Annotated in this window: 15 protein-coding genes and 3 tRNA genes; 17 read left to right on the plus strand and 1 reads right to left on the minus strand. The window is 49.3% G+C overall.

Annotation, left to right across the window (positions count from 1 at the left end):
- Nucleotides 1–297 precede the first annotated feature (297 nt).
- Nucleotides 298–1,338, plus strand: a complete 1,041-nt coding sequence (gene murB, locus K0I63_RS00735) for a UDP-N-acetylmuramate dehydrogenase (protein ID WP_220082236.1) — start codon at nt 298–300, stop codon at nt 1,336–1,338.
- On the plus strand, nt 1,331–2,290 hold the full coding sequence (birA, locus tag K0I63_RS00740) for a bifunctional biotin--[acetyl-CoA-carboxylase] ligase/biotin operon repressor BirA (protein WP_220059587.1): 960 nt from the start codon (nt 1,331–1,333) through the stop codon (nt 2,288–2,290). Before murB ends, birA begins: the two co-directional genes overlap by 8 nt.
- A 151-nt stretch (nt 2,291–2,441) precedes the next feature.
- On the opposite strand, the gene coaA is transcribed toward birA, so the two are convergent.
- Entirely contained in the window at nt 2,442–3,392 is a 951-nt protein-coding gene (gene coaA, locus K0I63_RS00745) for a type I pantothenate kinase (protein WP_011863952.1), read from the minus strand.
- 235 nt (nt 3,393–3,627) lie between these two features.
- On the opposite strand from coaA, the gene K0I63_RS00750 reads away from it, so the two are divergent.
- From K0I63_RS00750 to fusA, 15 genes are all read left to right on the plus strand, one after another.
- A tRNA-Thr gene (locus tag K0I63_RS00750) sits at nt 3,628–3,703 on the plus strand.
- Between the two features lie 7 nt (nt 3,704–3,710).
- A tRNA-Tyr gene (locus K0I63_RS00755) sits at nt 3,711–3,795 on the plus strand.
- 36 nt (nt 3,796–3,831) lie between these two features.
- Nucleotides 3,832–3,905 (plus strand) — tRNA-Gly (locus tag K0I63_RS00760).
- 189 nt (nt 3,906–4,094) lie between these two features.
- Nucleotides 4,095–5,279, plus strand: coding sequence for an elongation factor Tu (gene tuf, locus K0I63_RS00765; protein WP_011863965.1), 1,185 nt, complete (start codon nt 4,095–4,097; stop codon nt 5,277–5,279).
- Between the two features lie 282 nt (nt 5,280–5,561).
- The gene (secE, locus tag K0I63_RS00770) at nt 5,562–5,933 is read left to right on the plus strand and encodes a preprotein translocase subunit SecE (protein WP_011863954.1); all 372 of its coding nucleotides are present in this window, start codon (nt 5,562–5,564) and stop codon (nt 5,931–5,933) included.
- Between the two features lie 9 nt (nt 5,934–5,942).
- On the plus strand, nt 5,943–6,485 hold the full coding sequence (nusG, locus tag K0I63_RS00775; protein WP_144204495.1) for a transcription termination/antitermination protein NusG: 543 nt from the start codon (nt 5,943–5,945) through the stop codon (nt 6,483–6,485).
- Between the two features lie 126 nt (nt 6,486–6,611).
- Complete coding sequence (rplK, locus tag K0I63_RS00780; RefSeq protein ID WP_011863956.1) at nt 6,612–7,040, plus strand: 50S ribosomal protein L11; 429 nt, start codon at nt 6,612–6,614, stop codon at nt 7,038–7,040.
- A 4-nt stretch (nt 7,041–7,044) separates the two neighbouring features.
- Nucleotides 7,045–7,746, plus strand: a complete 702-nt coding sequence (gene rplA, locus K0I63_RS00785) for a 50S ribosomal protein L1 (RefSeq protein ID WP_220072785.1) — start codon at nt 7,045–7,047, stop codon at nt 7,744–7,746.
- A gap of 267 nt (nt 7,747–8,013) precedes the next feature.
- On the plus strand, nt 8,014–8,511 hold the full coding sequence (gene rplJ / locus K0I63_RS00790) for a 50S ribosomal protein L10 (protein ID WP_011863958.1): 498 nt from the start codon (nt 8,014–8,016) through the stop codon (nt 8,509–8,511).
- Nucleotides 8,512–8,564: 53 nt separating this feature from the next.
- Nucleotides 8,565–8,933, plus strand: a complete 369-nt coding sequence (gene rplL, locus K0I63_RS00795; protein ID WP_011863959.1) for a 50S ribosomal protein L7/L12 — start codon at nt 8,565–8,567, stop codon at nt 8,931–8,933.
- A 238-nt stretch (nt 8,934–9,171) separates the two neighbouring features.
- Nucleotides 9,172–13,203, plus strand: a complete 4,032-nt coding sequence (rpoB, locus tag K0I63_RS00800; RefSeq protein WP_220082237.1) for a DNA-directed RNA polymerase subunit beta — start codon at nt 9,172–9,174, stop codon at nt 13,201–13,203.
- Nucleotides 13,204–13,285: 82 nt separating this feature from the next.
- Nucleotides 13,286–17,500, plus strand: a complete 4,215-nt coding sequence (gene rpoC / locus K0I63_RS00805) for a DNA-directed RNA polymerase subunit beta' (protein WP_220079602.1) — start codon at nt 13,286–13,288, stop codon at nt 17,498–17,500.
- Nucleotides 17,501–17,690: 190 nt separating this feature from the next.
- Nucleotides 17,691–18,065 carry a 30S ribosomal protein S12 gene (rpsL, locus tag K0I63_RS00810; protein ID WP_011863962.1) on the plus strand — a complete coding sequence of 125 codons (375 nt, stop codon included), beginning with the start codon at nt 17,691–17,693 and terminating at the stop codon, nt 18,063–18,065.
- 80 nt (nt 18,066–18,145) lie between these two features.
- Nucleotides 18,146–18,616 carry a 30S ribosomal protein S7 gene (gene rpsG, locus K0I63_RS00815; protein WP_011863963.1) on the plus strand — a complete coding sequence of 157 codons (471 nt, stop codon included), beginning with the start codon at nt 18,146–18,148 and terminating at the stop codon, nt 18,614–18,616.
- 75 nt (nt 18,617–18,691) lie between these two features.
- Nucleotides 18,692–20,788 (plus strand): elongation factor G, encoded by a 2,097-nt coding sequence (gene fusA, locus K0I63_RS00820; protein WP_220043890.1) that lies wholly within the window; start codon nt 18,692–18,694, stop codon nt 20,786–20,788.
- Nucleotides 20,789–20,849: the final 61 nt, after the last annotated feature.

Raw genomic sequence — 20,849 nt, forward strand, 5'->3', positions numbered from 1 at the left:
GTGTTCAGTTCTAATCGGATGTCTTACGCCCCCATGTGAGATTGAACATCTATCAACGAGAGCAAACGAAAAAATGGTTTTAGCTGCGCGATACTCTTCGCAGCTCTGTTAGAACTGTATGGGTATCCTTTTTACAGGGGTCGATTGCCGAACGGTACGGTCCTTCCTATTTTCAGTGTCCATTCATAAGTGAATCATGAGCTCCATCAAGATTAATCTTTGTTGGGATTTAGGTTGCCGGGGTTAGATACGTTACAATGGCTTTTTTGGCTGACAGACATAAATCACGCTTCCTCTATGGACTCCAAGAACACTCACTCTTTAACGCAATTTAATACCCTGGGCCTTAAGGCTGACTGCTTTCGATTGGTTAGGGCAAGGCAGGAGGCTGAGCTTATTGCCGTCTGTTTGCAGGCCTTTAAGCAGCAAGAGCCGCTATTGCTGATAGGTGGCGGTAGTAATATTGTGCTCACCGAAACTTTTCAGGGGACGGCCGTATTAGTGGAGACCAAGGGCATAGAGGTGAGTCAGGATGAGAAGTACTATTACCTCAGTGTCCAGGCCGGTGAGGTGTGGCATGATCTCATCAAGTTCTGTCTCGATAATGAGACGCCAGGACTTGAGAACCTCGCGTTGATTCCGGGTTCTGTCGGCGCCGCGCCCATTCAGAATATAGGTGCCTATGGCGCAGAGCTGGCACAGTTTTGTGACTGGGTCGAATATCTCGACCTCGCTAGCGGTGAGATAAAGCGGCTGAATGGTAGCGATTGCGAGTTTGCCTACCGAGAGTCCATTTTCAAGAATGCCCTAAAACATAGCGCCGTGATCTTGCGGGTGGGCTTTGTGCTACCCAAGGCGTGGCAACCCAATCTGAGCTATGGCCCATTGCAGGCATTGAGCGAACGTACCCAAGGGGTGACGCCAAGAGAGGTGTTCGACTGCATCTGCGAGACACGCATGGCCAAACTGCCCGATCCTGCCGTATTGGGTAATGTCGGCAGTTTCTTTAAAAACCCTGTGGTGAGCCAGCAAACATTCGACGCACTTAAACAGCAATATGCCGACATAGTCGGCTATGCGCTCGCGGATTCACAGGTCAAGTTGGCGGCTGGTTGGTTGATCGACAAGGCAGGGCTCAAGGGGCAGTCTGTCGGCAATGCATCGGTTCATCTTAAACAGGCCTTAGTCATTGTTAACAGAGGGGGCTGTAGGGGGCAGGATGTATGTGACTTGGCGAAGTTGGTGATAGATAGGATATTCGAACAATTTGGCGTAAGGTTAGAGGTCGAACCTAGGATCATAGGCGCAACCGGACAGAAGGAATTAGCAGATGCATGATCAGTGGGCCCGTCGCCGGGATATTATTCGTTTGTTGAGTCAGGGCCAGTTTGTGTCTGGCGAGGCGCTGGCCAGTGAGCTCGGCATCTCTCGGGCGGCAGTCAGCAAGCAGGTAGCCAACTTAGAAGAGTTTGGTGTCGACATCTATAGCGTTAAAGGCAAGGGCTATAAGTTAGCCACACCTATCTCGCTTATCGATGAGGCTAAGCTTAAGGCCGCTATCAAGAATCGCTGCTTCTATTTTAATGAGATCAACAGCACCAATGGTTTCCTACTCGAGCATGTGAAGGATCTCAGCAGTGGCGATATCTGTGTGGCCGAGTATCAGTCTGCCGGGCGTGGACGCCGCGGGCGTCAATGGGTATCTCCCTATGGATGCCACCTCTATACCTCCTTCTATTGGCAGTTCTCCCAGGGGATGGCTCAGGCGATGGGACTGAGCCTGGTGGTAGGCTGCTCTTTGGTAACAGTGCTGCGTTCACTGGGAGTCGATGGCATAGGGGTTAAGTGGCCGAACGACATCTACCTCAACCATAAGAAGCTTGCGGGGATACTGATCGAGATGAGTGGCCAGGCAGACAGTGTTTGTGACCTGGTGATAGGTATAGGCATCAACCTCTCTATGTCGCCGGCGCAGGCGGATAAGATAGATCAGCCCTGGAGCGATCTGTCAGAGTTGGCGCAGTTGCCGGACAAAACGGAGCTGATGATAGCGCTGCAGCAGCAGTTGGTGACAGATCTGGAGCTGTTTCAGCGTCAAGGTCTGAAGGCATTCCAGTCAAGATGGCGCGAGGCCGATCTGTTCGACGGTGAGCCGATCAAGCTGTTGATGGGCGAGAATAGCGTCGAGGGGATCTGCTGCGGTATCGACGAGCAGGGGGCAATATTGCTTAAGACGGAGGAGGGCACTAAGGCCTTCGTCGGCGGTGAGATCTCCATGCGTCCTGCATAACAAAACGGCCATCTTTTGATGGCCGTTTATCTATCTATCTATCTATCTATCTATCTATCTATCTATCTATCTATCTATCTATCTATCTATCTATCTATCTATCTATCTATCTATCTATCTATCTATAGGTGCTTGGCTATCTACTTTAAACCTATTTACGCATCAGCACCTGGTGCATCATATGATCTGTGCCCTTGCGCAGGATAAGATGCGCCCTGTCCCGGGTAGGCAGAATATTCAGATTCAGGTTAGGGCCGTTGATGCTGTCCCAGATGTTGGCGGCTATCTTGGTGGCCTCATCGTCAGTCAGTTCTGAATAGTGATGGAAGTATGAGTTAGGGTCGCTAAAGGCGCCGGTGCGGAATTTGAGGAAGCGGGAAATATACCACTCCTTGAGCAGCGGCTCTTCGGCATCCACATAGATAGAGAAGTCGACAAAGTCGGAGACGAAGGGCTGCTGTATGGCCACATGGGTATCTTGGCCCGTCTGCAGTACGTTGAGCCCTTCGATGATCAGGATATCAGGCTGTTCTATGGCCTGCTGGGTATCGGCCACTCGGTCGTAACTGATATGAGAATAGATAGGGGCATGTACCAGACTCTCACCTGCCTTGATCTTGGAGATGAACTCGACCAGCAGCTTCATATCATAGCTTTCTGGAAATCCCTTACGCTGTAGCAGTCCGCGGCGTTTGAGTTCGGACAGGGGATAGAGGAAGCCATCTGTGGTGACCAGATCCACCTTGGGATGCTCGGGCCACTGACGCAACAGCGCCTGAAGGATACGTGCCGTAGTACTCTTGCCCACCGCGACACTGCCGGCGATGCTGATAATATAGGGGCGCTTAGGCGGCACACGACCGAGGAATTGATTCAGTACCAGTCCTCTCTGCTGCTTGGCGCCGACGATCAGGTTCAGCAAGCGGCTTAGGGGCAGATAGATGTCGGTGACTTCATCGAGGGAGATAGATTCGTTGATACCGCGCAGATCGTCGAGATCGGACTCGCTGAGTGTCAGAGGCACTGATTTTCGCAGCTCGGCCCACTGCTGGCGGGCAAATGCGAGATAGAGTGCATTGTGAATTTGGTTGTTGGCGCGCATGAATGAAATCTCCCCTTAGGCAAGGCACAGTACACCATAGACCTCGGTGGAACAACATCAAAAACACGATTCCATAATGGCTTATTAACCTGTCGGAGCTTAGTGGGTAAATAGTGCACTTTCTGAGGCTTGCGTGGCGGAAAAAACGACGTTTAGGCGATTTTTTTGCAGATTTTTAAAATTAGGTATTGCACTTGTGCTCACGATTACCTAATATCCGCTACCGAAATGACACGCCGGCATAGCTCAGTTGGTAGAGCAACTGACTTGTAATCAGTAGGTCCCGAGTTCGACTCTTGGTGCCGGCACCATTTCTCTGGAGGGGTTCCCGAGTGGCCAAAGGGATCAGACTGTAAATCTGACGGCTCAGCCTTCGAAGGTTCGAATCCTTCTCCCTCCACCATTTTTCTAGGTAGTTAGGTAACCTTAGTTAGGTTGCGCGGATGTCGTATAATGGTATTACTCCAGCCTTCCAAGCTGATAACGCGGGTTCGATTCCCGCCATCCGCTCCAATTTTCGCTGATTGTGCCCGTATCTATGAGCCAGCCCAACAGGGTCCCGTTCACGATAAACTGCCTTCAGCCTTCCCAACTAAGCTTCCGTAATTATCTTAATTAAATCGATTCGATGACATAATAGGCATCGGATTTTTTGTTGTATGTAGATTTCATCACCAAGTATCTCTTAATTGGGGCAATACCATGGCTAAAGAAAAATTTGAACGTAGCAAACCTCACGTAAACGTGGGCACCATCGGTCACGTTGACCATGGTAAAACAACTCTTACAGCTGCTATCTCTCACGTACTGACTAAGACGTACGGTGGTGAAGCTAAAGATTTCGCACAGATCGATAACGCTCCAGAAGAGCGTGAGCGCGGTATTACCATCAATACCTCTCACATCGAGTACGACACTCCAACTCGTCACTACGCACACGTAGACTGCCCAGGCCACGCTGACTATGTTAAAAACATGATCACTGGTGCTGCACAGATGGACGGCGCTATCCTAGTAGTAGCTTCTACTGACGGTCCAATGCCACAGACTCGTGAGCACATCCTGCTTTCTCGTCAGGTAGGTGTACCTTTCATCATCGTATTCATGAACAAGTGTGACATGGTTGACGATGAAGAGCTGCTAGAACTAGTTGAGATGGAAGTTCGTGAACTGCTATCTGAATACGACTTCCCAGGTGATGACCTACCAGTTATCCAAGGTTCAGCTCTGAAAGCCCTAGAAGGCGAGCCAGAGTGGGAAGCTAAGATCCTAGAACTAGCTGAAGCACTAGACTCTTACATTCCAGAGCCAGAGCGTGCTATCGACGGTGCATTCATTCTGCCAATCGAAGACGTATTCTCAATCTCAGGCCGTGGTACTGTAGTAACTGGTCGTGTTGAGCGCGGTATCGTTAAAGTTGGTGACGAAGTAGAAATCGTAGGTATCAAAGAAACTACTAAGACTACTTGTACTGGTGTTGAAATGTTCCGTAAGCTGCTTGACGAAGGTCGTGCAGGTGAGAACTGTGGTGTACTACTACGTGGTACTAAGCGTGATGAAGTTGAGCGTGGTCAAGTACTGGCTCAGCCTGGTTCAATCACTCCACACACTCAGTTCGAATCAGAAGTATACGTACTGTCAAAAGAAGAAGGTGGTCGTCACACTCCATTCTTCAAGGGCTACCGTCCACAGTTCTACTTCCGTACAACTGACGTAACCGGTACTATCGAGCTGCCAGAAGGCGTTGAAATGGTAATGCCTGGTGACAACATCAAGATGGTTGTTACTCTGATCTGCCCAATCGCGATGGACGAAGGTCTACGTTTCGCTATCCGTGAAGGTGGCCGTACAGTTGGTGCTGGTGTTGTAGCTAAGATCATCGCTTAATAGCATTTGATTTTACAAACACACTGAAAAAGGCAGCTTAGGCTGCCTTTTTTGTTTTAGAACTCCCAGATATTGTGCTTATCCTTGTGCGGCTTAGCCTTGCTTACTGCGCGGAATAAGAATACAATCTATGGCCGATTTTTGACCCTCTGGGCTTACTGCTTGCTCTGGGAGTAAGTTCGGAGAATGTTAGTGGTATGGACTGGGCAATCTCAGCACTTGCGAGTTTTTTATGCCCGGCCAGACTTAAGCTCAGGTCGTAGTGAGTAACGGAATTAACCGATGACAACAAATACTGAAAACCAGGGAAGCTCTCTGGATATCGTTAAATGGGGCATAGTAGTCGTACTGCTAGCGGCCGCCATTATTGCTAATCAGATGTATAGCGAAGCTAGTGTATTAGTTCGTGCTATCGGTGTCGTAGTGGCATTTGCTATAGCAGGTTTTATCGCGCTTCAAACCGAGAAGGGTAAACAAGCGCTGACTTTCGCTCGCGAGTCTCACATTGAAGTGCGTAAAGTGGTATGGCCGACGCGTCAAGAAGCCCTAAACACGACATTTATCGTACTACTGGCAACAGGTGTACTGGCATTGGTTCTGTGGGGAATGGATGCGGTACTGCTGAGAATTGTTAATTTTATTACGGGCGTATAGGCATTTCATATGACTGAAGCTAAAAAAAGATGGTATGTGGTTCAGGCCTTTTCGGGTTATGAAGGTCGTGTATGCAAATCATTGCTTGAACACATCAAAATGCACGGCATGGAGCATTACTTCGGCGAGGTACTAGTACCTACAGAGGAAGTGGTTGAGATGCGTGCAGGCCAGCGTCGTAAGAGCGAGCGTAAGTTCTTCCCTGGCTATGTGTTGGTACAGATGGAAATGAACGATGAAAGCTGGCACTTGGTGAAGAGCATCCCTCGTGTGATGGGCTTTATCGGTGGTACCTCTGATCGTCCAGCGCCTATCTCTGATCGCGAAGCTGAAGCGATTCTGCAGCGTCTACAAGAGACGACAGAGTCTCCGACTCACCGCGTGATGTTCGAGCCTGGTGAAGTGGTTCGCGTAACCGACGGTCCTTTTGCCGACTTTAACGGTACCGTTGAAGAGGTCGACTACGAGAAGAACCGCGTTAAGGTGTCTGTAATGATCTTCGGTCGTTCAACACCGGTAGAGCTAGATTTCAGCCAGATCGAAAAAAGCTGATTAAATAAAGCACAAAACGTATTGGAAATGGGTGCGGATTTTTGTATAATCCGCACCCATTATTTTCGGGGAGCTAATCGGCATGTCGCCGCTAGCGTTTGTACCCAAACTTGAGGAAAATGTCTCATGGCAAAGAAAGTTGATGGTTACATCAAACTACAAGTAGCAGCCGGTGCTGCAAACCCGTCGCCACCAGTTGGTCCTGCATTGGGTCAAAAAGGTGTCAACATCATGGAATTCTGTAAAGCATTCAACGCTCGTACTGAAAAGTTCGAGAAAGGTATGCCAATTCCTGTTGTGATCACTGTTTACACTGATCGCTCTTTCACTTTTGAAACTAAGACGCCACCTGCTTCATTCCTGCTGCTTAAAGCTGCTGGTCTTAAGTCTGGTTCAGGCCGTCCTAACACTGAAAAAGTGGGAACTATCAAGCGTAGCGCTGTCCAGGAAATCGCTGAGACTAAAGCCGCTGATATGACTGGTGCTGACATTGAAGCGATGACTCGCTCAATCGAAGGTACTGCGCGTTCAATGGGTTTGGTAGTAGAGGATTAATATCATGGCAAAGCTAACTAAACGCGCGCGTTTGATCCGCGAGAAAGTAGAAGCGACTAAGAGCTACGACATCAACGAAGCTGTTGCACTACTGAAAGAACTAGCTACTGCTAAGTTCGTTGAAAGTGTTGACGTTGCGGTTAACCTAGGTGTTGACCCACGTAAATCAGACCAAAACGTTCGTGGCGCGACTGTTCTGCCACACGGTACTGGTCGTGAAGTACGTGTTGCTGTGTTTACTCAAGGTGCTAACGCTGACGCCGCTAAAGAAGCCGGTGCTGAGCTAGTTGGTATGGACGAGCTTGCTGCACAAGTTAAAGCTGGTGAAATGAACTTCGACGTAGTTATCGCATCTCCAGATGCAATGCGCGTTGTTGGTCAGTTAGGTCAAATCCTGGGCCCACGTGGTCTGATGCCTAACCCTAAGACTGGCACTGTAACGCCAAACGTTGCTGAAGCTGTTAAGAACGCTAAAGCTGGTCAGGTTCGTTACCGCAACGACAAGAACGGTATCATCCACACTACCATCGGTAAAGTGGACTTCGAACCAGTTCAATTGAAAGAAAACCTAGACGCTCTGCTAGGCGCGCTTATCAAAGCTAAGCCAGCTGCAGCGAAAGGCGTTTTCGTTAAGAAAGTAAGCATCTCTACCACTATGGGTGCAGGTGTTGCGGTTGATCAGAGCACTCTGAACCCAACTTCTTAATTTCTTAGCTTGTTTTACAAGGTGCGGGGATTAGTCTATAATGCGCGCACCTTGTGGGTTGAGGACCATTTTCATTCGTGTAAATGGTTCACGTCCAAGACCGTAGGTGTTAACGAATAAACGTTAGCTTAATTCCCTACGTAGACGGTGTCGGACCCCAGATAGATTTATTCTGCCTGGATATTCGCGCCGTAAGTAACTGAGTATTTAATACTTAGTATGGTAATTGCTAGGGATATCCCTAGATTGAATCCAGGAGTAAAGCCAATGGCATTAAGACTCGAAGACAAAAAAGCGATTGTTGCTGAAGTCAACGAAGCTGCCAAAGGTGCTTTATCTGCAGTTGTTGCCGATTCTCGCGGTGTGACTGTAGGTGATATGACCGGTCTTCGCAAAACCGCTCGTGAATCTGGTGTTTACATTAAAGTTGTACGTAACACACTAGTTAAGCGCGCTGTTGAAGGTACTGATTTCGAGTGCCTAAGCGAAACATTTACTGGTCCTACTTTGATTGCATTCTCTAACGAGCACCCAGGTGCCGCTGCGCGTCTTCTTAAAGATTTCGCGAAAGCTCAAGGGAACTTTGAAATCAAAGCAGCAGCCTTTGAAGGGGAATTAATCCCTGCAAGCGACATTGATCGTTTAGCAAAACTACCAACATACGAAGAAGCACTAGCACAGTTCATGATGACTATGAAAGAAGCATCTGCTGGCAAGTTCGTTCGTACATTGGCCGCTCTACGCGATCAGAAAGAAGCTGCTTAATTTTACAAGCCGCTTAAATAAATTGAATTCAGTACAATTAGGAATTTTTTGTTATGTCTATCACTAAAGACCAAATCTTAGAAGCCCTTGCAGCTATGTCTGTAATGGAAGTTGTTGAACTAATCGAAGCAATGGAAGAGAAGTTCGGCGTTTCTGCCGCTGCTGCTGTTGTTTCTGGTGGTGCTGATGCAGGCGCTGCTGCTGAAGAGAAGACAGAGTTTGACGTAGTTATGACTTCTCACGGCGACAACAAAGTTGCAGTAATTAAAGCTCTTCGTGGCGCTACAGGTCTAGGCCTGAAAGAAGCCAAGGGTATGGCTGAATCAGCTCCAGTAGCTGTTAAAGAAGGCATCTCTAAAGAAGAAGCTGAAGCACTGAAGAAAGAGCTTGAAGAAGCTGGTGCTCAAGTAGAGATCAAGTAAGTTATACTCTAACTTACAACCTCCCGAGTGATCGGGCGGAGGCTGGCGGTTTTTTAACCGTCGGCCTTTTTTGCGCTGTAAGCGTAGGCGATTTTTTATTCACCGTTTGTCGCCAGATTTCGCAGTCCCTAGCAGAGATTATTGGTTAGGTTCTTGCTTTCAACGGTGATGGGCAAACGTGCTGTTGCAACCCAGCGTTGTTTCAGTCTTGGTCACATCTCGCAATCAGAGGAAACCCATGGTTTACTCCTATTCTGAAAAGAAGCGTATTCGCAAAGACTTTGGTAAGCGTCCACAAGTGTTGGATATCCCTTACCTTCTGTCAATCCAGTTGGACTCGTTTAAGAAGTTCACCGATCAAGATCCTACAGGTGAGCGTGGTTTAGAAGCCGCTTTCCGTAGCGTTTTTCCCATCAAGAGCTTTTCTGGTAATTCAGAGCTGCAATATGTCAGCTATAAGCTAGGTGAGCCAGTTTTTGATGTGAAAGAGTGTCAAATTCGCGGTGTTACATACTCTGCTCCACTACGCGTTAAACTGCGTATGGTGCTGTATGATCGTGAAGCTGCGCCTGGCACAGTTAAAGACATTAAAGAACAAGAAGTCTACATGGGGGATATCCCTCTGATGACTGAAAACGGTACCTTTGTTATCAATGGTACTGAGCGTGTTATCGTTTCTCAGCTGCACCGTTCTCCTGGTGTATTCTTCGATCACGACCGTGGTAAGACCCACTCTTCAGGTAAGGTGCTTTATAACGCACGTATTATTCCTTACCGTGGCTCATGGTTGGACTTCGAGTTCGATCCTAAAGATGCACTGTTTGTACGTATCGACCGTCGTCGTAAGCTTGCGGCGTCTATCATACTGCGTGCACTTGACTACTCTACTCAAGATATTCTCGATCTGTTCTTCGAACGTGTTCAGTACAAGATCAAGAAAGATAGCCTAGTCATGACACTGGTTGCCGATCGCCTGCGTGGTGAGACAGCCAGCTACGACATCAAAGATGCTGAAGGTAACATCATAGTTGAGAAGGGCCGTCGTATTACTGCGCGCCACATTCGTCAACTTGAAAAGACTAACACCACAGAGCTTGAAGTACCTGTTGAGTACATCTCAGGCAAGATCGCTGCACAAGACTACATCGACCCAGATACGGGCGAAGTACTGGTTTCTGCTAACGCCGAAATCAGCCTGGAAGATCTTGCTAAGCTGTCTATGGCCGGCATCAAAGATATCGACACCCTATACGTCAACGAGCTTGACCACGGTGCCTATATCTCCGACACCCTACGTATCGATTCAACTACTAACCGCCTAGAGGCGCTGGTTGAGATCTATCGTATGATGCGTCCTGGCGAGCCGCCAACCAAGGATGCTGCCGAAGCGCTATTCCAAAACCTCTTCTTCAGTGAAGAGCGTTACGACCTGTCTAAAGTGGGTCGTATGAAGTTCAACCGTCGTCTCGGTATCGATGACGATGAAGGTACAGGTATCCTGACCAAAGAAGATATCGTTGCAGTAATGCAGAAGATCATCGAAATCCGTAACGGTAACGATGAAGTCGACGATATCGACCACCTGGGTAACCGTCGTATCCGTAGTGTTGGTGAAATGGCTGAGAACCAGTTCCGTGTTGGTCTCGTTCGTGTAGAACGTGCCGTACGTGAGCGTCTGTCTCTTGGCGATCTTAACGAGCTGATGCCACAAGATCTGATCAACGCTAAGCCGATTTCTGCGGCAGTGAAAGAGTTCTTCGGTTCTTCTCAGCTGTCTCAGTTCATGGACCAGAACAACCCGCTGTCAGAAGTGACACACAAGCGTCGTATCTCTGCGCTTGGCCCAGGCGGTCTGACCCGTGAGCGTGCAGGTTTCGAGGTTCGAGACGTTCACCCAACTCACTATGGTCGTCTATGTCCAATTGAGACCCCTGAAGGTCCCAACATCGGTCTGATCAACTCGTTGGCAAGCTTCGCGCGCACCAACTCTTACGGTTTCCTCGAAACACCATACCGCAAAGTGGTTGATGGTGTGATCACAGATCAGGTGGATTACCTGTCTGCTATCGAAGAAGGTCGTTACGTGATCGCACAGGCTAACATCGAAGTCGATGCCGATGGCCGTATGGTTGAAGAGCAGATCGCTTGTCGTCATAAGGGTGAATCTACCTTTATGCGTGCAGCAGACGTTCAGTATATGGACGTATCACCACAGCAGATCATCTCTGTGGCAGCCTCTCTGATTCCGTTCCTAGAACACGATGACGCGAACCGTGCATTGATGGGTGCGAACATGCAACGTCAGGCAGTACCAACACTTAGAGCTGACAAGCCGCTAGTAGGTACTGGTATTGAGCGTACATTGGCCGTTGACTCAGGCGTAGTTGTTGCCGCTAAGCGTGGTGGTTACGTTGACTATGTCGATGCGAGCCGCATCGTGGTTAAGGTTAACGAAGACGAGCTGACTCCTGGTGAAGCCGGTATCGACATCTACAACCTGACCAAGTACACACGTTCTAACCAGAACACCTGTATCAACCAGCGTCCATGTTGTAGCGTTGGCGAGCCAGTGGTTCGTGGTGACGTATTGGCAGATGGTCCATCTACCGACCTGGGTGATCTTGCGCTTGGTCAGAACATGCGTATCGCATTCATGCCTTGGAACGGTTACAACTTCGAGGATTCGATCTTAATCTCTGAGCGCGTTGCGCAAGAGGATCGTTTCACCACTATCCACATTCAAGAGCTTTCTTGTATCGCTCGTGATACTAAGCTGGGTAGCGAAGAGATCACCGCCGATATTCCAAACGTAGGTGAGTCTGCGCTGTCTAAGCTGGATGAATCAGGTATCGTTTATATCGGTGCAGAAGTGAAGGGTGGCGACATCCTGGTTGGTAAGGTTACGCCTAAGGGCGAGACTCAACTGACCCCTGAAGAGAAGCTGCTACGCGCTATCTTCGGTGAGAAGGCTTCTGACGTTAAAGACAGCTCACTGCGTGTCCCTAACTCTGTTAAGGGTACCATCATCGACGTTCAGGTATTTACCCGTGACGGCGTTGAGAAAGACAAGCGTGCTGTAGAAATCGAAGAGATGCACATCGCTCAGGCTAAGAAAGACCTGACCGAAGAGTTCAAGATCCTTGAAGAAGGTGTCTTCGGCCGTGCGCGTAACCTTCTCATTGGAGCAGGTTTTGCCGAAGCCGAGCTTGATGCTCTGCCACGTCCTCAACTACTGGTACAAACCATTGAAGACGAAACTAAGCAGACTGAACTCGAGCAACTTGCCGAGCAGCATGAAGAGCTGAAAGCCGATTTCGATAAGAAATTTGAAATCAAACGCCGCAAGATCACCCAAGGTGATGACTTGGCACCTGGCGTACTGAAGATCGTTAAGGTTTACCTGGCGGTTAAACGTACTATCCAGCCTGGTGACAAGATGGCGGGTCGTCACGGTAACAAGGGTGTGATCTCTAAGATCAACCCAATCGAAGATATGCCGTACGACGAAAACGGTAACCCAGTGGACATCGTATTGAACCCACTAGGTGTACCATCACGTATGAACATAGGTCAGGTTCTCGAAGTGCACTTAGGTGCCGCGGCCAAGGGCATTGGTGATCGCATCACCGCTATGCTCGAAGAGCAGCGTGAACTTGCAGAGCTTCGTGGCTACATCAAGAAAGTGTACGAACTGGGTGAAGACGTGCAGCAGCAGGTCGACATCGACTCGTTCACCGATGAAGAAGTTCTACGTCTTGCTAAGAACCTCAAAGGCGGTATTCCGACTGCGACTCCAGCATTCGACGGCGCGAAAGAGAAAGAGATTAAGGACATGCTTGAACTAGCAGGTCTGCCAACCTCTGGACAGCTGAAGTTGTTTGATGGTCGTACCGGTAACGAGTTTGAACGTCCGGTAACCGTAGGTTACATGTACATGCTTAAACTTAACCACTTGGTTGACGATAAGATGCACGCGCGTTCAACAGGTTCTTACAGTCTTGTTACTCAGCAGCCTCTGGGCGGTAAAGCTCAGTTTGGTGGTCAGCGTTTCGGTGAGATGGAAGTATGGGCACTTGAAGCATACGGTGCCGCTTACACGCTACAAGAAATGCTTACTGTTAAGTCTGATGACGTTAACGGTCGTACTCAGATGTATAAGAACATCGTCGACGGTAACCATCAGATGCAACCAGGTATGCCTGAGTCCTTCAACGTATTGCTGAAGGAGATCCGTTCGCTCGGTATTAATATCGAGTTGGATCAAGAGTAAGACTTGGCCATCGCCGAAGTTTGGCAATAAACGGTGCTCTGCGAGAGCAGGGCACCTGGTTTAACTCCTTCAGGAGAGAAACGTGAAAGACTTATTAAAGTTTCTGAAACAGCAAAGCAAGACTGAAGAATTTGAAGGCATCAAGATCGGCCTAGCGTCGCCTGATCTGATCCGCTCTTGGTCATTTGGTGAAGTTAAGAAGCCAGAAACCATCAACTACCGTACTTTCAAGCCTGAGCGTGAAGGTTTGTTCTGTGCGCGTATTTTTGGTCCAGTTAAAGACTACGAGTGTTTATGCGGTAAGTATAAGCGTCTTAAGCACCGTGGTGTGATTTGTGAGAAGTGTGGCGTAGAAGTTACCCAGACTAAAGTACGTCGTGAGCGTATGGGTCACATCGATCTAGCCAGCCCAGTAGCGCACATTTGGTTCTTGAAGTCTCTGCCGTCTCGTATCGGTTTGATGCTGGATATGACTCTGCGTGATATCGAACGTGTGCTTTACTTCGAATCTTTCGTAGTGATCGAGCCTGGCATGACCAGCCTCGAGCGCGGTCAGATGCTGACCGAGGAAAACTACCTCGACGCACTCGAAGAGTACGGTGATGAGTTTGAAGCCAAGATGGGTGCCGAGGCAGTACTTGAGCTGCTGCGTGCTATCGATCTTGAGAAAGAGATTGAAGAGATGCGCGAAGAGCTGCCATCTATCAACTCTGAGACTCGTCGTAAGAAGATCACTAAGCGTCTGAAGCTGATTGAGGCCTTCTACCAGTCTGGCAACAAGCCAGAGTGGATGATCCTCAAGGTGCTACCGGTTCTGCCACCTGATCTGCGTCCATTGGTTCCACTGGATGGCGGTCGTTTCGCGACTTCAGATCTGAACGATCTGTATCGCCGCGTGATCAACCGTAACAACCGTCTGAAGCGTCTGTTAGACCTAGCTGCACCGGACATCATCGTACGCAACGAAAAGCGTATGCTGCAAGAGTCTGTTGATGCGCTACTGGATAACGGTCGTCGCGGTCGTGCGATCACGGGTTCTAACAAGCGTCCTCTGAAATCTTTGGCCGACATGATCAAGGGTAAGCAGGGTCGTTTCCGTCAGAACCTACTGGGTAAGCGTGTTGACTACTCAGGCCGTTCGGTAATTACCGTAGGTCCTACTCTGCGTCTGCATCAGTGTGGTCTGCCTAAGAAGATGGCACTTGAGCTGTTCAAGCCATTCATCTACGGCAAGCTGGAAGGTCGTGGCCTGGCTACTACCATCAAAGCTGCTAAGAAGATGGTTGAGCGCGAAGTACCAGAGGTTTGGGACGTACTCGATGACGTGATCCGTGAGCATCCTGTAATGCTTAACCGTGCACCAACACTTCACCGTCTTGGTATCCAGGCGTTTGAGCCGGTACTGATTGAAGGTAAGGCGATCCAACTGCACCCATTGGTGTGTGCGGCATACAACGCTGACTTCGACGGTGACCAGATGGCGGTTCACGTGCCACTGACGCTAGAAGCTCAGTTGGAAGCACGTTCACTCATGATGTCTACCAACAACATCCTGTCACCTGCGAACGGTGAGCCGGTGATCACACCGTCACAGGACGTTGTATTGGGTCTGTACTACACCAGCCGTGAGCGTATCAACGGCCGCGGTGAAGGCATGGCATTCGAATCTGTTGCCGAAGTAGAAAAGGCATACCGTACTGGCGTTGCCGAGCTGCATGCTCGCGTTAAGGTACGTATTACCGAGACTACTATCGCTGAAGACGGCGAGCGCACCGAGTCACGTCGTATCGTAGATACTACTGTGGGTCGTGCCCTGTTGTCTCAGGTTCTGCCAAAAGGCCTTTCTTATGATCTGGTTAACCAGAACATGGGTAAGAAGCAGATCTCTAAGCTATTGAACACCTGTTACCGTCAGCTAGGTCTGAAAGATACCGTTATCTTTGCTGACCAACTGATGTATACCGGTTTCCATTTCGCGACCGTTTCTGGTGCGTCTGTGGGTATCAACGACATGGTGATTCCAGATGAGAAATACTCTCTGGTAGCCGATGCCGAAGCCGAAGTACTTGAGATTCAAGAGCAGTTCCAGTCGGGTCTTGTTACCGCCGGTGAGCGTTACAACAAGGTTATCGATATCTGGGCAAGTGCGAACGAAAAAGTTTCTAAGGCGATGATGGATAACCTGTCTACCGAGACAGTGATTAACCGTGATGGCGAAGAAGAAACCCAAGCTTCGTTCAACAGCATCTACATGATGGCCGACTCGGGCGCTCGTGGTAGTGCTGCACAGATTCGTCAGCTAGCGGGTATGCGTGGTCTGATGGCGAAGCCAGATGGCTCGATCATCGAAACCCCAATTACAGCGAACTTCCGTGAAGGTCTAAACGTACTACAGTACTTTATCTCTACTCACGGTGCGCGTAAGGGTCTAGCGGATACCGCACTTAAGACAGCGAACTCGGGTTACTTGACTCGTCGTCTGGTTGACGTTGCACAAGACTTAGTGGTTATCGAAGACGATTGTGGTACACACGAAGGTCTGACAATGAAGCCGCTGATCGAAGGTGGTGATGTTGTTGAGCCGCTACGTGAGCGTGTACTGGGTCGTGTGGTAGCTGAAGATGTTTACTACCCAGGTACCGAAGATGTACTTGCGCCGCGTAACACCCTGCTTGATGAAGCATGGTGTGACAAGCTCGAAGAACACTCTATCGACGAAGTTAAGGTTCGTTCTGTAATTAGCTGTGACACAGACTTTGGTGTGTGTGCGGCGTGTTACGGCCGTGACCTTGCACGTGGTCACCTGATTAACCAAGGTGAAGCCATTGGTGTGGTAGCTGCTCAGTCAATCGGTGAGCCAGGTACACAGCTGACGATGCGTACCTTCCACATCGGTGGTGCGGCATCGAGAGCGTCTGCAGAAAACAACGTACAGGTGAAGAACGCCGGTACCGTTAAGCTGCACAACGCCAAGCATGTTACCAACAGTGACGGTAAGCTGGTTATCGTATCGCGTTCATCTGAAATCGCGATTATCGATGAGCTGGGTCGTGAGAAAGAGCGTTACAAGGTGCCTTACGGTACTGTCCTAGAGAAGCTGGAAGACGCAACGGTTAATGCCGGTGAAGTCATCGCTAACTGGGATCCGCACACTCACCCAATCGTTTCTGAGGTAGCGGGTAGCATCAAGTTCGTTGACATGATCGAAGGTGTCACCATGACACGTCAGACCGACGAGCTAACGGGTCTATCTTCTATCGTGGTTATGGATGTGGGTCAACGTCCTACTGCGGGTAAAGAGATGCGTCCGGCGATTCGTCTGGTTGGTGCCGATGGCAATGACCTGATGATCCCTGGTACTGAAGTACCAGCGCAATACTTCTTGCCTGGTAAGGCGATCGTTAACCAAGACGATAACGCACAAATCGCCGTGGGTGACGCGCTTGCACGTATTCCGCAGGAATCGTCTAAGACTCGCGATATTACCGGTGGTCTGCCACGCGTTGCTGACTTGTTCGAAGCGCGTAAGCCGAAAGAGCCTGCCATCTTGGCTGAGTACTCAGGTACTATTTCGTTCGGTAAAGAGACCAAAGGTAAGCGTCGTCTGGTAATCACACCTGCCGATGGTGGTAAGCCATACGAGGAGATGATTCCTAAGTGGCGTAACCTGAACGTGTTCGAAGGTGAGAAGGTTGAGCGCGGCGAAGTTATCGCCGACGGTCCAGAAGCTGCACACGACATCCTGCGTCTGCGTGGTATTCACAAGGTGGCTAACTACATCGTTAACGAAGTGCAAGACGTTTACCGTCTGCAAGGCGTGAAGATTAACGATAAGCACATCGAAGTGATCATCCGTCAGATGCTGCGTAAGTGTGAGATCACCGAAGCCGGTGACAGTGAGTTCCTACCGGGCGAACAGGTTGAAGTGTCTCGCGTCAAGATCGCTAACCGCGAACTTGAAGCGCAAGGCAAAGAGCCTGCTAAGTTCGAGCGTGAACTACTGGGTATCACCAAGGCCTCGTTGGCGACCGAGTCATTTATCTCGGCGGCATCGTTCCAGGAAACCACACGCGTATTGACCGAAGCTGCCGTAGGCGGTAAGAGCGATAAGCTTCGTGGCCTGAAAGAGAACGTGATCGTGGGTCGTCTGATCCCGGCCGGTACAGGTTATGCGTACCACACCAGCCGTAACCAGGCTGCACAGAATGGCCCGGCAGAAGAAGTGCCGGCAATCAGTGCCAGTGAAGCAGAGCAAAACCTTGCCGATCTATTGAACCTGGCGGGCAGCCCTGAATAATCAGTGCTAGTTGGTAAATAGATTGTAAAAAAGGCACCTCGGGTGCCTTTTTTTTACTTAAATTGGGTAAAAAGTTGGCTATTTCTTGACAGCGACCCCTTACCTTTCTAAAATTTCGCGTCCCACACCTGTGGGATATAGATTTTTCACACCTTACTGTTGAGTTTAATCAACTGATTCGGAGCTATACATGGCAACTGTAAACCAGTTGGTACGTAAGCCTCGCTCGCCAAAAGTCATCAAGACTAACGTGCCTGCGTTGAATGCGTGTCCACAAAAGCGTGGTGTTTGTACTCGCGTGTACACAACCACACCTAAAAAACCTAACTCTGCACTACGTAAAGTAGCTCGTGTGCGTCTAACTAACGGTTTCGAAGTTACTTCGTACATCGGCGGTGAAGGCCACAACCTGCAGGAACACAGCGTGATTCTAATCCGTGGTGGTCGTGTTAAAGACTTACCAGGTGTTCGTTATCACACTGTTCGTGGCGCATTAGACTGTGCTGGTGTTAGTGAGCGTCGTCAAGGACGTTCTAAGTACGGAGCTAAGCGTCCTAAGTCTTAACGTTTTCCGTTAAGTAAGGCCAAGCTAGAGATAAATGTGATTCCAGTTTTGGGGTCCCTGAAGCATACGGAGAAATTGTTATGCCAAGACGTCGCGTTGTAGGACAACGTAAAATCCTACCAGATCCAAAATTTAATAGTGAGTTGCTGGCTAAGTTCATCAACGTCATTATGCAGGACGGCAAAAAGTCGACTGCTGAAAAAATCATTTACAAGGCACTAGACGTTGTCGCTGAGAAAAAAGGCGAAGAGCACCTAGTGATCCTTGAAGCAGCCCTGGATAACGTACGCCCAACTGTCGAGGTTAAGTCTCGTCGTGTTGGTGGTTCTACTTACCAGGTACCATGTGAAGTTCGTCCAGTGCGTCGTAACGCACTAGCGATGCGCTGGTTAGTTGAAGCTGCACGTAAGCGTGGTGAAAAATCTATGGCTCTACGTCTAGCAGGTGAAATGCTAGATGCTGCCGAAAACAAAGGCACTGCTGTTAAGAAGCGCGAAGACGTGCATCGTATGGCAGAAGCAAACAAAGCGTTTGCTCATTACCGCTGGTAATCTTTTGGTGCAGGCGATTGCCTGCACCATGTTTTACATCACTAAGGTGCCTACCTTAGTAAAGAGGGTTTAATCGTGGCTCGTACAACTCCAATTGAGCGCTACCGTAATATCGGTATCTGTGCTCACGTTGACGCAGGAAAAACCACAACTACAGAACGTGTTCTCTTCTATACCGGTATGTCTCACAAGATCGGTGAGGTGCATGATGGCGCAGCCACCATGGACTGGATGGAACAGGAGCAGGAGCGTGGTATTACTATCACCTCGGCGGCAACGACCACGTTCTGGCGCGGTATGGATGCTCAATTTACCGAGCATCGTATCAACATCATCGACACCCCTGGCCACGTTGACTTCACTATCGAAGTTGAGCGTTCGCTACGTGTACTCGATGGCGCAGTAGTTGTGTTCTGTGGTTCATCTGGTGTTGAACCTCAGTCCGAAACTGTATGGCGACAAGCGGACAAGTACCACGTCCCGCGCTTAGTGTTTGTCAATAAGATGGACCGCGCTGGTGCTGACTTTGAACGCGTCGTTGGACAGATACGTAACCGTCTGGGAGCGACTTGTGTACCTATTCAATTGAACATAGGTGCAGAAGAAGAGTTTAAGGGTGTCATTGACCTGATCAAGATGAAGGCCATTAACTGGAACGAATCAGATCAAGGTATGACCTTCAATTATGAAGAAATTCCCGCAGAGTTGGCCGACAAGGCCGCTGAGATGCGTGAATACCTAGTTGAGAGTGCGGCCGAAGCCTCTGAAGAGCTGATGGACAAGTACCTTGAAGAAGGTGAGCTATCGGAAGAAGAGATCAAGGCAGCATTACGTCAGCGAACTCTGGCTAACGAGATCGTACTGGCTACCTGTGGTTCTGCATTTAAGAACAAGGGTGTGCAGGCGGTACTCGATGCTGTTATCGATTATTTGCCATCGCCAGTCGAAGTACCCGCCATTAAGGGTATTGACGAAAACGAGAATGAAGTCGAACGTCCAGCGGACGACAACGCGCCATTCTCTGCGTTAGCATTTAAGATCGCGACAGACCCATTCGTAGGAACACTGACCTTTGTGCGTGTTTATTCAGGCGTATTGGAAGCAGGTTCTGGCGTATATAACTCGGTCAAACAAAAGCGTGAGCGTATTGGTCGTATGGTGCAGATGCATGCAAACGACCGTAAAGAGATCAAAGAAGTCCGTGCTGGAGACATCGCGGCGGCTATTGGTCTGAAGGATGTTACCACTGGTGACACCCTATGCGATGCTGACCATAAAGTTATTCTCGAACGTATGGAGTTCCCTGAGCCCGTAATCACGATTGCCGTGGAGCCTAGATCTCAAGCCGACCAAGATAAGATGGGTATAGCGCTGCAGAAACTTGCTGCAGAAGATCCCTCTTTCCGCGTTGAGACCAACGAAGAATCGGGTCAAACCCTGATCTCTGGTATGGGCGAGTTGCACTTAGACATCATCGTCGACCGTATGCGTCGCGAATTCAGTGTCGAATGTAACGTAGGTAAGCCACAAGTAGCGTATCGTGAGACTATTCGCTCGAGTGTAGAAGTCGAAGGCAAGTTCGTTCGTCAATCTGGTGGCCGAGGTCAATTTGGTCACGTTTGGTTGAAGCTTGAACCTCAAGAAGAAGGTTTCGGCTATGAATTTGTCAACGAGATTGTTGGTGGTGTTGTTCCAAGAGAATACATCCCTGCAGTAGATAAAGGTATCCAGGAACAGATGAAGAATGGCGTACTCGCCGGTTTCCCTGTTCTGGACGTCAAAGTAACGCTGTTCGACGGCTCATACCATGATGTCGACTCGAATGAGATGGCGTTTAAAGTGGCCGCCTCCATGGGCTTCAAGAAGGGGGCTCTCGAAGCAGACCCTGTGTTACTCGAACCTTGTATGAAGGTTGAAGTAACCACTCCTGAAGATTACATGGGGGATGTAGTAGGCGACTTAAACCGACGTCGCGGCATGATCGAAGGTATGGACGACGGCATTGGCGGCGTCAAAATCGTTCGAGCTGTAGTACCTCTATCTGAAATGTTTGGTTACGCGACAGACTTGCGTAGCGCTACCCAAGGACGTGCCTCATACTCTATGGAGTTCCTGAAGTACTCGGATGCGCCGCAGAATGTTGCAAAATCAGTTATAGAAGCGCGCGGATAACCGCAAACTAGTCTATAACTCATAATTGAATGCTATTACTCAGCAAGGCTGAGTATTTCTG

The organism is Shewanella rhizosphaerae (genome assembly GCF_019457655.1).
Lineage (GTDB): Bacteria > Pseudomonadota > Gammaproteobacteria > Enterobacterales > Shewanellaceae > Shewanella > Shewanella loihica.